The following is a 12811-nucleotide window of genomic DNA, read 5'->3' as shown; positions in this document are numbered from 1 at the left end:
TTTAAAAAAAATGAATTAATTACATTCTATTTTATTGAAAATTTCAGTTAAAGTGTAAGAAATATCAAATTTGCTGTAAAAGTGTAATTTTAAACATCAAAATTCAAAAAAGCAGTATATTTGCATTGATTTTTAGATAAATCGCAACATTTTTGTATAACTTAAAAAAGTATAGCATGCAACTGTACAACAAGTTAAGCGCTGCAGAACGCGCTGAATTAATAGACCAAGCGGGTAAAGACCGTCTTACCATTTCATTCTATCAATATTATAAGATAGAAAACCCACAATTATTAAGAGATAAGTTGTTCCTAGAATGGAATACTTTAGATGTTTTAGGAAGAATATATGTTTCTTATGAAGGAATAAACGCACAACTTTCTGTTCCTTCGGAAAATTTCTTAGCGTTAAAAGAGCAATTAGATAGTATTTCTTTTTTGAAAGATATCCGATTGAATGTTGCTGTGGAACAAGACAACAAATCGTTTTTAAAGTTGAAAGTAAAAGTGCGTAACAAAATTGTTGCCGATGGTTTAAATGATGACACTTTTGATGTAACCGCAAAAGGAGTTCATTTAAACGCCAAGGAATTCAACGAAATGTTAGCAAATCCAGACACAGTTTGTGTAGATATGCGTAACCATTACGAAAGTGAAATTGGTCATTTTGATGGCGCTGTAACTCCAGATGTAGATACTTTTAGAGATTCTTTAGATATTATTGAAGAAGATTTAAAAGACAATAAAGAAGATAAAAATTTATTGATGTATTGTACTGGTGGAATTCGTTGCGAAAAAGCATCAGCTTATTACAAACACAAAGGTTTTAAAAACGTTTTTCAACTTGAAGGCGGAATTATAGAATACACACGACAAGTAAAAGAAGAAGGAATAGAGAATAAATTTATCGGTAAAAACTTTGTGTTCGATCATCGAAGAGCAGAAAGAATTACTGATGATGTTGTTTCTAATTGTCACCAATGTGGTAAAGCTTGTGATGAACATACAAATTGTGCAAACGAAGCGTGTCATTTATTATTTATTCAATGTGATGAGTGTTCCGAAGCTATGGAAAATACCTGTTCTACAGATTGTCAAGAAATAATTCAGCTATCTTTTGAGGAGCAAAAAGAACTCCGAAAAGGTAAAGGAAACAGCAATAAAATATTCAAAAAAGGACGAAGCGAAGTTTTGAAATTTAAGAAGTAAAAGTGTTCTAAATTTGTTTTAGAAACTCAAATTATAAGTATAAAAAAAGCTCACAAAATGTGAGCTTTTTTATTTAATTTTTTTCAAAACAGATAATATTTCATTAGGTTCAGCTCTTTTAGTATAATCAGCATCTAAAAAAGCATATTTAATAATTCCATTTGTATCAATAACATAGGTTGCAGCTAAAGGTAACTCATTACTTGTATCTCCATTTACGTTGTTTAGTCCAAAACCAGCATTGTAAATAGTAGCAACATCATCTGTTAATGTAAAAACTACTCCATATTCTTTACCAATTGTATTTCCTAAATCACTTAAAACTGTAAATTCTAGATTGTTTTTTTCTGAAGTACTTAGTGAGTTATCAGGTAATTCTGGTGTTAAAGCCAAAAGTGTAGCACCTTCTTGTTTAAACTCAGGTAATTTTTCTTGTAATGCATGTAAAGTAATGTTGCAATATGGACACCAACCACCTCTGTACCAAGTTAAAATTACGGGTCCGTTTTTTAATTCGTCATATAAAGAAACCGATTCATTTAATGCATTTTTTAAAGTGAAATTATGCGCTTTGTCACCAACCTTTAAAGCCGAATCTAAAACTCCAGAGTTTGCAACACTTGTAATTCCGTCTGCATATATTTTTTTCTTTTCGTCTGAGAATTTTGCAGCCCCTTCACTACGTTTTACGTCTAATAAAACATCTAACTCACCTTTATTGTTATTATTTTCCATGATTTATATTTTTTTACAATCGGCTTTTATATTAAACGGATTGTTGTTCTTTAATTAACTCCGTTAATACTTGTTTAAAAGTTGCAACTGGTTGCGCTCCTGTAACTGCACTTTTACGATTAAAAACAATAGTTGGTACAGAATTTACACCCATATTTTTCCATTGATTTTGAATGATTCTTACTTTAGTTCGCGCGTCTTCATTATCTAATTTTGATAATGCTTCATCAGCATTTAAACCAACTTCTAAAAGTGCTTCCTTTAAAACAGCTATTTTAGAGACATCTTTACGGTCGCTAAAAAAGGCTTTGGTTAAAGTCATTTTTAATTCGGTTTGTTTACCAAAGTCTTTTGCATATTCTAATAAAACATGAGCGTCAAAAGTGTTTACCATTCGCATTTCATCAAAATAATCGAATTTAAAACCTAGTTCTGCACCAGCTTCTGTCATCATTTCTTTCGATTGTTTTTGTTGCTCTTTAGTCGATCTATATTTTTCGGTAATATGCTCGTTTACATTTTGACCTTCGGATGGCATATTTGGGTTCAACTCAAACGGTTGCCATTCAATGTTAATTTGATTTGCAATTCCAAGTTCGTCAATTGCTTTTTGTAAACGTTTGTAACCAATAGTACACCAAGGACATACTACGTCTGAAACGATATCTATTTTTAATTTATCTGTCATAATTTAAAATTCTGTAAGTTCATTAATTTTAAGTACACCTTGCGCCTTGTTCTAGTTTTTCTACAACTTTTTATTTTTTTGACCACGCAAATTTTTGAAAAGCTTCGTCTACAGGTGTATTTGCAATATGATTTGTGTAGTTACTTATTGTTTTTTGAGATAATCCTAAGATGATATCTAAAACATGTTTTTCTTCGTATCCAGCTGCATAAAAAACATCTAAATCTGCTTGAGAAACATTACCACGATTTCTAACTATAGACAATGTCATTGTGCGTAAAGCTTCAAGTTTAGCGTTTTCTAAAGGAGTTTCGTTACGTAAAGACTCTGTAATATTTGTATCTACTTTCATCATATGTGCAATTCCTGTATGTGCAGGAACACAGTAATGACAAGCATGTTCAACATTAATTGTTTGCCAAACTACCGTTAATTCTTCTTCATTAAATGAAGATTGCGTGAATAACTCGTGTATTGTTTGATATGCTTTTAATATTTGAGGTGAACTTGCTAAAACACCGTGTAAACCAGGAATCATTCCATAAGCTTTTTGAGAGTTTTCTAATAATGCTTTGCTTCCTTCTGGAGCAGTTTCGATGTTGTGAACTTTTAAAGTTGTCATAATTCTTGTTTTTATTATTCTGTTAATTATTTCTAAACGTCCGTTTAGTTATTGTGTAAAAAAAATGTTTATAAATTTTTGAAGACCATTTCTATGTAATCTTCAATTTCTTTTTTTGTATTTACTCTTGCGGCAGCAGCCAAACCATTTTTTGCCAATAATAAATAGTTAGCTTGCTTTGTTATAGTCTCTTCATCTTTAGAAGTATCGGTTTTTAATTTTTTAATAATGATAGATTTTAAGTTATCCATAAATGCACTCATTTGTTTTTGAATGCATTCATCTTCTTTTACAGAAAACTCATTATAAGTGTTGGTAACAAAACAACCTTTTATTTCGTCTGTTTTAAAATTAGAACTTACAGAATCGTAAAAAAATTGCTTAATATCTTTTATTCCGTTTGTTCCTTTTCCAAATTTTTCTAAAACATTATTACTTCTAGATTTATATTTTTTTAAACTTTCTAAAAATAAACCGTGTTTATTACCAAAACTAGAATATATAGAAAACTTGTTAATGCCCATTTCTTTTTCAAGCATTTGCATAGAAGTAGCTTCATAACCATTTTCCCAAAAAAGGTTCATTGCTTTTTCTACTACTTCGTCTTCGTTATATTGTTTTTTTCTAGCCATTGAATATAAATACGACACAAAACTAAACAATCGTTTAGTAATAAAAAAAACATTTAACAGTTTTTTGGAATAAAAGTTGTGGAGTAACTTGAAACCAAAAAACTACTTATGAAAAAAATTACATTAGTATTCGCATTACTGATTTCAATTTCAACATTTGCTCAATTTACTGTTTCAGACGGAATAAACACCGCAAAACAAGTTGATAAAGAATCAACAGCTACAAATTATGCACTTGAAAAACAATGGATTCAAACCGCAGAATTAGAACTTATTTTACCTTCAGAAATTAAATATAAACAAAGTGAGCTTGACAATAAACTTTCTTTTGGAGTATTATACACTGTAAATTATCCGTTATTTAAGAAGTTTACCTTAGGTGCAGTTGGTGGTTTTCAATACCAATCTCAACAATCAATTTCTGCCGTTAAGCTTGGTGGAATGTTTCGTTATTATTTTCAAGATTACGAAAACGCTAACATGTATGCTTTACTAGCTAAAAACATTGCAGTTTCAGAAAAAATAAATTCTGCGATGGGAAACCTCAGATTAGGACTTCAATTTCCAATAGATAAAGATCCAAATTATACTTTAACTATGAATGTTTTTTGGGATTATAATTTTTATGGTATTAAAAAACCACTTTTAGATTTAAATGAAAACCCTGGGAATTTAACCGCAAGAGGTTATGGTGTAAGTTTTGGATTTCAGTTTTAAAAAATCAAAATTTTATACGAATTCTAAATTAATGCTTTCAAATTCTAAAAGAATAAAACTTCTTAAAAACTTACTGATTACCTTTGATTTATAGTAGAAATTAAAAGAAACAGTAAGAACTTTTTAAACCTATTTTTTCATTGTTTGAGAATGCGTATATTTACTGATTAAAGAAAAACAGCACTTTTTTTGTAGTTTTCTAAAAATCAAATAATTAATACAAAGAGTTTTTATTTTTTCTTCGGAAAAAAACTAAAAACCTCAAAATATATAGATACATGGCGTGTGGAAATTGTGGTACAACCGAAAATGGTGTGCCAAAAGGATGTAAAAGTAACGGAAATTGCGGAACAGGTGGTGCTTGCGGAAGTGGAAGTAAATTAGCTGTTTTTGATTGGCTATCTAACATGACTTTGCCAACTGGCGAAGCTCCATTTAATATTTATGAAGTCCGTTTTAAAAACGGAAGAAAACACTTTTTTAAGAACACAGAAAACTTAACACTCTCAATGGGAGATGTTGTTGCAACAGAAGGTTCTCCAGGACACGATATTGGAGTTATTTCTCTTGGTGGCGAGTTGGTAAAGGTGCAAATGAAGAAACGAAACGTTAAAGCAGATAGCGAAGACGTTAAGAAAATTTTCAGAAAAGCTTCTCAAAGAGATTTAGATATTTGGAAAACGGCTAGAGACAAGGAGTTAGAAACACAACGAAAAGGAAGAGAAATAATTAGTCGTTTAGAGCTAAAAATGAAGCTTTCTGATGTAGAATATCAAGGAGACGGTAAAAAAGCAACATTCTATTATACAGCAGATGAACGTGTAGATTTTAGACAATTAATTAGAGATTTAGCAGGTGCGTTTTCTATTCGTGTAGAAATGAAACAAGTTGGTATGCGCCAAGAAGCAGCACGTTTAGGAGGTATTGGTTCTTGTGGTAGAGAATTGTGTTGTTCTACTTGGTTAACCGATTTTAGAAAAGTAAATACTGCAGCAGCTCGTTACCAGCAATTATCATTAAATCCGTTAAAATTATCAGGACAATGTGGTAAGTTAAAATGTTGTTTAAATTTTGAATTAGACACTTATTTAGATGCGCTAAAACACTTTCCGAAGCAAGATAAAATCTTGAAAACCGAAAAAGGAGAAGCTGTTTATGTTAAGATGGATATTTTTCAAAATATGCTTTGGTACACTTACAAAAATGATAGCTTTAAATGGTTCAAATTGTCCTTAGAACAGGTTAATGAAATTATAGCATTAAACAACAATAATGAAAAAGGCCTATCGTTAGAAGAATACGAATCTGACATAGTTGTAGAGGCAAAAGTAGATTTTGAAAATGTTGTAGGTCAAGATAGTTTAACACGTTTTGATACGCCTAAAAAACCTAGAAAAAACAACAGGCGTAAAAATAATAGAAACAAGCGTAAACCAGCTACTGCAAAGGCAAATAACAACCAAAATAAGCCAAAGCAAAATCCACCTAAAAAGAAGCAGCCTCAAAAGCAACAACCTAAGCAAAAACAACCTAAGCAACAACAGCCAAAGGCAGAAACTACAGGTCAAAAACCTCGTAGAAAAAATAACAATCGACGCAAAAAAACAGTGAATAAAAATGGTCAAGACAAGCCAAAAGAATAAGTTAATTACAGTTCTTTTTGCTGTAATACTCTTGGTTTCTTGCGATTCCAAAAGAGTTTTTGATAGCTATGTTTCTGTTCCAAGTGGAATTTGGGAAATTGATAGTACGTTAGTTTTTAATTTTTCTGTTGAAGATACTTTGGCGCGTAGAAATTTATTTATCAACCTAAGAAACAATAGCCATTATCCATTTAGTAATTTATTCTTAGTAACAAAATTAAAGTTACCATCTGGAGAACAAATTGTAGATACTTTAGAGTATGAAATGGCAGATATAACGGGGCAGTTTTTAGGTAAAGGATTTTCAGAAATAAAAGAAAATAAACTTTTTTACAAAGAAAGCATAACATTTCCTTCTTCAGGAAAATATAGTTTATCAATAGCGCAAGCAATGCGAAAAAATGGTGATGCAGAAGGCATAGCTCCGCTTGAAGGAATTACAGATGTAGGATTTAGAATTGAAAAAATTGAACAATAAAATGACAAAGAAAACAACAACAAATACAACAAGTTTTAAAAAATACATAAAATGGTTTTGGATGCTTGTTTTAGGCGGATTCCTTTTTATATGCTTCTTGTTTTTATTAGCTTCCTGGGGTGTTTTTGGAGAGTTACCGACTTTTGATGAGTTAGAAAACCCAAAAAGAGATTTAGCTACAGAGGTAATTTCTGCCGATGGAAAAACATTAGGAAAATACTATGTAAAAGCAAATAGAACACCAATTTTATTTAAAGATTTACCAGATAACTTGGTTAAAGCTTTAGTGGCAACGGAAGATGAGCGTTTTTATGAACATTCTGGTATAGACTTTAGAGGTTTAGCTAGAGCAGTTGCTAAATTAGGTGCTGGAGGAGGAGCAAGTACAATTACGCAACAATTAGCCAAAAACTTATTTAATAATGGAGGTTCTAGTAATATTTTTAAAAGACTTTCTCAAAAAATGAAAGAATGGGTTATTGCTACCAGATTAGAAAGACAATACACTAAGCAAGAGATTATTACCATGTATTTAAACACACAAGGTTTCTTGTTTAATGCAACTGGTATTCGTTCTGCATCTCGTATTTATTTTGGTAAAGAACCTAAAGAATTAGACTTGCAAGAATCGGCAATTTTAGTTGCTATGTTAAAAAATCCAAGGCAATTTAATCCACATAGAGAAGTTTCTAAAAAGAAATCGTTAAGTCGTAGAAATGTAGTTTTTGGACAAATGGAAAAAAATGGATTATTATCGGAAAAAGAAAAAGATTCGTTGCAAAAACTGCCATTAAAGATAAACTTTACACCGGAAAGTCATAGTGACGGATCTGCAACTTACTTTAGAGAGCATTTAAGAGATTTTCTTAAAAAATGGGCAAAAGATAATCCAAAGTCAGACGGTACAACTTATAATATTTATAAAGATGGTTTAAAGGTTTTTGTTACTATTGATTCTAGAATGCAAAAATATGCAGAAGAAGCAGTGGCAGAACATATGACCAATTTACAAGATCACTTTTTTAAAGAACAAAAAAGAAATAAAACAGCACCTTTTTACGATATTGAAAAATCGGATATTACTAGAATTTTAAATAGAGAGAAGAAGAATTCTGATCGTTATAAACGAATGAAAGCGCAAGGAAAATCTTCAAAAGAAATAGAAACCGCATTTACTACAAAGACAGATATGCGTGTTTTTTCTCATAGAGGAGATATAGACACAATTATGTCGCCTTATGATTCTATTAAATATTACAAACACTTTTTACGTTCTGGTTTGGTTTCAATAGAACCACAAACAGGTCATATAAAAGCGTGGGTTGGCGGTATAAATAACAAGTATTTTAAATATGACGCTGTTGCGCAGCAAAAAAGACAGGTTGGTTCTACATTTAAACCTTTTGTATATGCAACTGCTATTAATCAGTTAAATATGTCTCCGTGCGATCAGTTTCCAAATACATTATATACAATTCCAAAAGGAAAATATGGAATTCCAGAAGATTGGACACCAGAAAACTCTAGTCCAAAATATGGAGAAATGTTAACTTTAAAACAAGGTTTAGCAGGTTCTATAAACACCATGTCTGCAAGATTAATAGATAAGGTTTCACCAATTAATGTAGCGCGTTTAGCTAAATCTGCAGGTATAGAAACAGAAATACAAGCAAATCCTTCAATAGCTCTTGGAGCTGTAGAGTTAGGCTTATTAGAAATGGTAAGTGCTTATTCAACCTTTGCAAATAAAGGTTTACGAGTAAGTCCAATGATGATTTCTAGAATTGAAGACAAAAACGGAACCGTTTTAATGGAATTTGTTCCTGAATCAAAAGAAGTTTTAAGTGAAGATTCTGCCTACACAATTTTAAATTTAATGGAAGGTGTAACACAATCGGGTTCTGGTGCAAGATTACGTTCTAATTGGACTTCAGGAAAAGATGCAGTTACCGGATTTCCTTATAATTTTAAAAATGCAATTGCTGGTAAAACAGGTACCACGCAAAATCAATCTGATGGTTGGTTTATGGGAATTGTGCCTAATTTAGCAACAGGAGTTTGGACAGGTGGAGATGATAGAGCAACCCATTTTGCGGGAATTACAAAAGGGCAAGGAGCAACAATGTCTCTACCAACATGGGCGTTATTTATGGAAAAATGTTATGCTGATAAAACATTAAAAATTAGCAAAAGCAATTTTTCTAAACCAGAAAATCTTTCAATAAATTTAGATTGTAGTAAAACGGCTACAGACGAAAAAGATGGTGAAGAAAATAATGACCAAAAGAACGAAGAAGAGACAGATTTCTAGTTTTTTCCGCTAAGCGGGAAGAAAAATAAAAATAAGTTTTCCGAAGTATTGGAAAATAACATAAACAACTAAGCAAATGATAAATAAAAAAGTAAGTAACGTAGAACAAGCCTTAACCGGTGTAAAAGACGGAATGACTTTTATGTTAGGTGGTTTTGGTCTTTGTGGTATTCCAGAAAATGCTATTGCAGAATTAGTAAAATTAAATGTTAGAAATGTTACTTGTATTTCTAATAATGCTGGTGTGGATGATTTTGGTTTAGGGTTATTACTACAAGGAAAACAAATAAAAAAAATGATTTCTTCTTATGTAGGAGAAAATGATGAGTTTGAACGTCAAATGTTATCGGGTGAGTTAGAAGTAGAGTTAACACCACAAGGAACTTTAGCAGAAAAATGTAGAGCTGCACAAGCAGGTTTTCCGGCATTTTATACTCCTGCTGGTTACGGAACAGAAGTAGCGGAAGGAAAAGAAACACGTGAGTTCGATGGAAAAATGTATGTTTTAGAACCGGCATTTAAAGCCGATTTTGCTTTTGTAAAAGCATGGAAAGGAGATACTGCAGGAAACTTAATTTTTAAAGGTACGGCACGTAATTTTAATCCGAATATGTGTGGAGCTGCAACAATTACTGTTGCTGAGGTTGAAGAATTAGTCCCAGCAGGAACTTTAGACCCAAATCAAATACATATTCCAGGAATATTTGTACAGCGTATTTTTCAAGGAGAAAAGTATGAAAAGAGAATTGAACAACGCACTGTAACTCCTAAATCGTAATAAAGATGGCTTTATCAAAACAAGAAATAGCGCAAAGAATTGCAAAAGAATTACAAGATAAATGGTATGTAAATTTAGGAATTGGAATACCAACATTAGTTGCAAATTATATTCCTGAAGGAATTGAAGTTGAATTTCAATCTGAAAACGGATTACTTGGAATGGGACCTTTTCCTATTGAAGGAACAGAAGATGCCGATTTAATAAACGCAGGTAAACAAACCGTAACAGTTTTAGATGGAGGTTCTATTTTTGATTCTGCAACAAGTTTTTCTATGATTCGTGGTAAACACGTTCAATTAACTGTTTTAGGTGCTATGGAAGTTGCACAAAACGGTGATATTGCCAACTGGAAAATACCAGGAAAAATGGTAAAAGGAATGGGTGGAGCTATGGATTTAGTAGCTTCTGCTGACAACATTATTGTTGCCATGATGCACACAAACAAACGTGGAGAATCTAAGATATTAAAACAATGTTCTTTACCGTTAACAGGTGTTGGTTGTGTAACAAAAGTAGTTACTAATTTAGCAGTTTTAGAAGTAAAGAATGGTGCTTTTCATTTATTAGAAAGAGCTCCTGGAGTTTCTGTTAAAGAAATTGAAGCTGCAACAGAAGGAACTTTAATTGTAAACGGAGAAATTCCTGAAATGAGTATTTAAGATGAATTTTCTAAAAAAATATTATTTCCTAATTTACCCAATTGTATTTGTAGCTCTCTTTTTTGGAATGAAACTTTTAGGTTTAGAAAGTACAATTACAAGAGCAATTATTGCTGCAGGAATTGGTATAGTTTTATCACCAAGAGTAAAGAAAATTCAAACACAAACAGGAGAAAAAAAGCAATTAACTTGGCTTTTTCTTAAAAACCCTATCTTTTTAAACTAAATGAAAATAATATCATATAACGTAAACGGAATTAGAGCTGCCTTAAAAAAGGGCTTTTTAGATTGGTTGCAAGCTGCAAATCCGGATGTAATTTGTATTCAAGAAACCAAAGCACATAAAGAACAATTAGATTTAGAATTGTTTGAAAACGCAGGTTACCCATATCATTATTGGTTTTCAGCAGAGAAAAAAGGGTATTCTTCAGTCGCTATTTTTTGTAAAGAAAAACCAAATCATATTGAATACGGAACCGGAATAGAATCAATGGATTTTGAAGGAAGAAACTTACGTGTAGATTTTGACGAGGTTTCTGTAATGAGCTTATATCTTCCGTCAGGAACAAATTCTCTACGCTTGGATTATAAGTTCAATTATATGGATGAATTTCAAGAATACATCAATAATTTGAAGAAAGAAATTCCGAATTTAGTTATCTGTGGAGATTATAATATTTGTCACGAAGCCATTGATATTCACAATCCAAAAATGAAAGGTGTTTCTGGATTTTTACCAGAAGAAAGAACTTGGATTGGAGAATTTATCAATAACGGATTTATAGACAGTTTCCGCTTTAAAAACCCAGAAAGACAAGAATATTCTTGGTGGAGTTACAGAGCAAATTCTAGAGCTAATAATAAAGGTTGGCGTTTAGATTATGCAATGGTTTCAGAACCGTTAAAAAACAACATTTCTAGAGCTTATATTTTACCAGAAGCAAAACATTCAGACCATTGTCCAATTGCTGTAGAACTCGATTTATAAAATGAAAAAACTACTTTTACTACTACTTATAATTTCTGCGCAAGCATTTTCTCAAGAACCAATTATTGATTCGGTTTTTGTGCAAAATGACACCATTATTCAACTAAAAGATAACCTTCAAGTATTGGATACAATTCAGCCAATTCAAACGGAAGTTGTACCAGAATTTTATACAGATGACGATTTAAAACTAATTGATAGTTTATTGGTAGAAGCCAAGTTTAAATCACCTTTATTTGATAGCAATCAATACGTAATAAACGATGCAGATATTATTGGAAATGTAGAAAGTATTGTGTCTTCAGATTTGTTAAAAACACGTTTAGCAGAGATTAATGCAACAACTCCTTTTCATTTAGACCATAATGAAGCGTTAGAAAAGGTAATTAATAATTACATAAAGTACCGTAAAAAATACTATCCAGCTTTAATGGCAAGGGCGCAATATTATTTTCCAATGTTCGAGCAACATTTAGATCAATATGACATTCCTATTGAAATGAAATATTTGGCAATTGTAGAATCTTCTTTAGATCCAAGAGCAAAATCTAGAGTTGGTGCAACTGGTTTGTGGCAGTTTATGTACGGAACAGGAAAACAGTTTAAATTGGCGGTAAATTCTTATGTAGACGAACGCCAAAGTCCTGTAAAAGCAACTATTGCAGCTTGTAAATATTTAAGTCAATTATATGATATTTTTGATGATTGGGATTTAGCTTTAGCGGCTTATAATTCTGGGCCAGGAAATGTATTAAAAGCTATAAAACGTTCTGGAGGTTACAGAAATTATTGGAATATCCGTCCGTATTTACCAAGAGAAACCGCAGGTTATTTACCAGCATTTTATGCAACAATGTATATTTTCACCTATGCAGATGAATTAGGAATTTATCCAACGGCACCAGATATTTACAACTTTCAAACAGATACAATTCAGGTAAAAAGAACCGTTACTTTCGATCAAATTTCTGAAAAAACGGGTGTAGAAAATGAAGTATTGTCGTTTTTAAATCCGCAGTACAAAATGGATGTAATTCCGTTTGTAAAAAACAAACCATTTTCAGTACGTTTACCAAGAAACAAACTCGTAGATTTTTTAGACAAAGAACAAGAAATTTACGCCTTGGCAGATTTTGATGATAGCAAGCGAGAAAAACCATTACCAAAGTATTTTGAAATGGATAAACGCACAACTTACAGGGTAAAAAGTGGTGATTATCTTGGTAAAATTGCTAAGAAATTCGGAGTGCGAGTTAGTAAAATTAAGCAATGGAATAATATGCGAAGCACAAAATTAAAGATTGGGCAACGTTTGTATATTTATCCAAAAAGAATGTAAAACGGAACAG

At 31.6% G+C, this 12811-nt stretch carries 14 protein-coding genes; 10 read left to right on the top strand and 4 right to left on the bottom strand.

Features of this window, described 5'->3' with window-relative positions; genetic code table 11:
* The first annotated feature begins 176 nt into the window (after positions 1–176).
* Complete coding sequence (trhO, locus tag L1S33_RS02845) at positions 177–1208, top strand: oxygen-dependent tRNA uridine(34) hydroxylase TrhO (protein WP_240561151.1); 1032 nt, start codon at positions 177–179, stop codon at positions 1206–1208.
* A 69-nt stretch (positions 1209–1277) separates the two neighbouring features.
* Here the strand turns inward: trhO and L1S33_RS02840 are convergent, their stop codons facing one another.
* The 4 genes from L1S33_RS02840 to L1S33_RS02825 all read right to left on the bottom strand — a co-directional run bounded on the left by L1S33_RS02840 (position 1278) and on the right by L1S33_RS02825 (position 3885).
* The gene (locus tag L1S33_RS02840) at positions 1278–1943 is read right to left on the bottom strand and encodes a peroxiredoxin-like family protein (protein ID WP_240561150.1); all 666 of its coding nucleotides are present in this window, start codon (positions 1941–1943) and stop codon (positions 1278–1280) included.
* 31 nt (positions 1944–1974) lie between these two features.
* Positions 1975–2631 (bottom strand): DsbA family oxidoreductase, encoded by a 657-nt coding sequence (locus L1S33_RS02835; RefSeq protein WP_240561149.1) that lies wholly within the window; start codon positions 2629–2631, stop codon positions 1975–1977.
* Between the two features lie 70 nt (positions 2632–2701).
* Positions 2702–3253: a carboxymuconolactone decarboxylase family protein gene (locus tag L1S33_RS02830; RefSeq protein WP_240561148.1), complete on the bottom strand. Its 552-nt coding sequence runs from the start codon at positions 3251–3253 to the stop codon at positions 2702–2704.
* Between the two features lie 68 nt (positions 3254–3321).
* On the bottom strand, positions 3322–3885 hold the full coding sequence (locus tag L1S33_RS02825; RefSeq protein WP_240551083.1) for a TetR/AcrR family transcriptional regulator: 564 nt from the start codon (positions 3883–3885) through the stop codon (positions 3322–3324).
* A gap of 108 nt (positions 3886–3993) precedes the next feature.
* Here L1S33_RS02825 and L1S33_RS02820 point away from each other — a divergent pair, with 108 nt between their 5' ends.
* The 9 genes from L1S33_RS02820 to L1S33_RS02780 all read left to right on the top strand — a co-directional run bounded on the left by L1S33_RS02820 (position 3994) and on the right by L1S33_RS02780 (position 12801).
* Positions 3994–4602, top strand: coding sequence for a hypothetical protein (locus L1S33_RS02820; RefSeq protein WP_240561147.1), 609 nt, complete (start codon positions 3994–3996; stop codon positions 4600–4602).
* A gap of 278 nt (positions 4603–4880) precedes the next feature.
* Positions 4881–6245 (top strand): PSP1 domain-containing protein, encoded by a 1365-nt coding sequence (locus L1S33_RS02815; RefSeq protein ID WP_240561146.1) that lies wholly within the window; start codon positions 4881–4883, stop codon positions 6243–6245.
* A complete protein-coding gene (locus L1S33_RS02810) occupies positions 6220–6723 on the top strand; it encodes a gliding motility lipoprotein GldH (protein ID WP_240561145.1) in 504 nt (167 codons plus the stop codon). The genes L1S33_RS02815 and L1S33_RS02810 overlap by 26 nt, the downstream gene beginning before the upstream one ends.
* A 1-nt stretch (position 6724) precedes the next feature.
* Complete coding sequence (locus L1S33_RS02805) at positions 6725–9034, top strand: transglycosylase domain-containing protein (RefSeq protein ID WP_240561144.1); 2310 nt, start codon at positions 6725–6727, stop codon at positions 9032–9034.
* Positions 9035–9110: 76 nt separating this feature from the next.
* Positions 9111–9812, top strand: coding sequence for a CoA transferase subunit A (locus L1S33_RS02800; protein WP_240551088.1), 702 nt, complete (start codon positions 9111–9113; stop codon positions 9810–9812).
* Positions 9813–9817: 5 nt separating this feature from the next.
* Positions 9818–10474 carry a 3-oxoacid CoA-transferase subunit B gene (locus L1S33_RS02795; protein ID WP_240561143.1) on the top strand — a complete coding sequence of 219 codons (657 nt, stop codon included), beginning with the start codon at positions 9818–9820 and terminating at the stop codon, positions 10472–10474.
* Between the two features lies 1 nt (position 10475).
* A complete protein-coding gene (locus L1S33_RS02790; RefSeq protein WP_240561142.1) occupies positions 10476–10700 on the top strand; it encodes a hypothetical protein in 225 nt (74 codons plus the stop codon).
* On the top strand, positions 10701–11462 hold the full coding sequence (locus L1S33_RS02785; RefSeq protein WP_240561141.1) for an exodeoxyribonuclease III: 762 nt from the start codon (positions 10701–10703) through the stop codon (positions 11460–11462).
* A 1-nt stretch (position 11463) separates the two neighbouring features.
* Positions 11464–12801, top strand: a complete 1338-nt coding sequence (locus tag L1S33_RS02780) for a lytic transglycosylase domain-containing protein (RefSeq protein ID WP_240561140.1) — start codon at positions 11464–11466, stop codon at positions 12799–12801.
* Positions 12802–12811 lie beyond the last annotated feature (10 nt).

The organism is Tenacibaculum aquimarinum (genome assembly GCF_022478115.1).
GTDB classification, from domain to species: Bacteria; Bacteroidota; Bacteroidia; order Flavobacteriales; family Flavobacteriaceae; genus Polaribacter; species Polaribacter aquimarinum_A.
The sequence above is the reverse complement of the archived record's forward strand: the minus strand, read 5'-3'. Positions and strand labels throughout refer to the sequence as shown.

Excerpts from the sequence above, each read along its gene's own strand:
- trhO (WP_240561151.1), top strand. The coding sequence starts at position 177 with ATGCAACTGTACAACAAGTTAAGCGCTGCAGAACGCGCTGAATTAATA.
- L1S33_RS02785 (WP_240561141.1), top strand. The coding sequence starts at position 10,701 with ATGAAAATAATATCATATAACGTAAACGGAATTAGAGCTGCCTTAAAA.
- L1S33_RS02800 (WP_240551088.1), top strand. The coding sequence starts at position 9,111 with ATGATAAATAAAAAAGTAAGTAACGTAGAACAAGCCTTAACCGGTGTA.
- L1S33_RS02810 (WP_240561145.1), top strand. The coding sequence starts at position 6,220 with ATGGTCAAGACAAGCCAAAAGAATAAGTTAATTACAGTTCTTTTTGCT.
- L1S33_RS02795 (WP_240561143.1), top strand. The coding sequence starts at position 9,818 with ATGGCTTTATCAAAACAAGAAATAGCGCAAAGAATTGCAAAAGAATTA.
- L1S33_RS02825 (WP_240551083.1), bottom strand. The coding sequence starts at position 3,885 with ATGGCTAGAAAAAAACAATATAACGAAGACGAAGTAGTAGAAAAAGCA.
- L1S33_RS02790 (WP_240561142.1), top strand. The coding sequence starts at position 10,476 with ATGAATTTTCTAAAAAAATATTATTTCCTAATTTACCCAATTGTATTT.
- L1S33_RS02835 (WP_240561149.1), bottom strand. The coding sequence starts at position 2,631 with ATGACAGATAAATTAAAAATAGATATCGTTTCAGACGTAGTATGTCCT.
- L1S33_RS02840 (WP_240561150.1), bottom strand. The coding sequence starts at position 1,943 with ATGGAAAATAATAACAATAAAGGTGAGTTAGATGTTTTATTAGACGTA.
- L1S33_RS02815 (WP_240561146.1), top strand. The coding sequence starts at position 4,881 with ATGGCGTGTGGAAATTGTGGTACAACCGAAAATGGTGTGCCAAAAGGA.
- L1S33_RS02830 (WP_240561148.1), bottom strand. The coding sequence starts at position 3,253 with ATGACAACTTTAAAAGTTCACAACATCGAAACTGCTCCAGAAGGAAGC.
- L1S33_RS02805 (WP_240561144.1), top strand. The coding sequence starts at position 6,725 with ATGACAAAGAAAACAACAACAAATACAACAAGTTTTAAAAAATACATA.
- L1S33_RS02780 (WP_240561140.1), top strand. The coding sequence starts at position 11,464 with ATGAAAAAACTACTTTTACTACTACTTATAATTTCTGCGCAAGCATTT.
- L1S33_RS02820 (WP_240561147.1), top strand. The coding sequence starts at position 3,994 with ATGAAAAAAATTACATTAGTATTCGCATTACTGATTTCAATTTCAACA.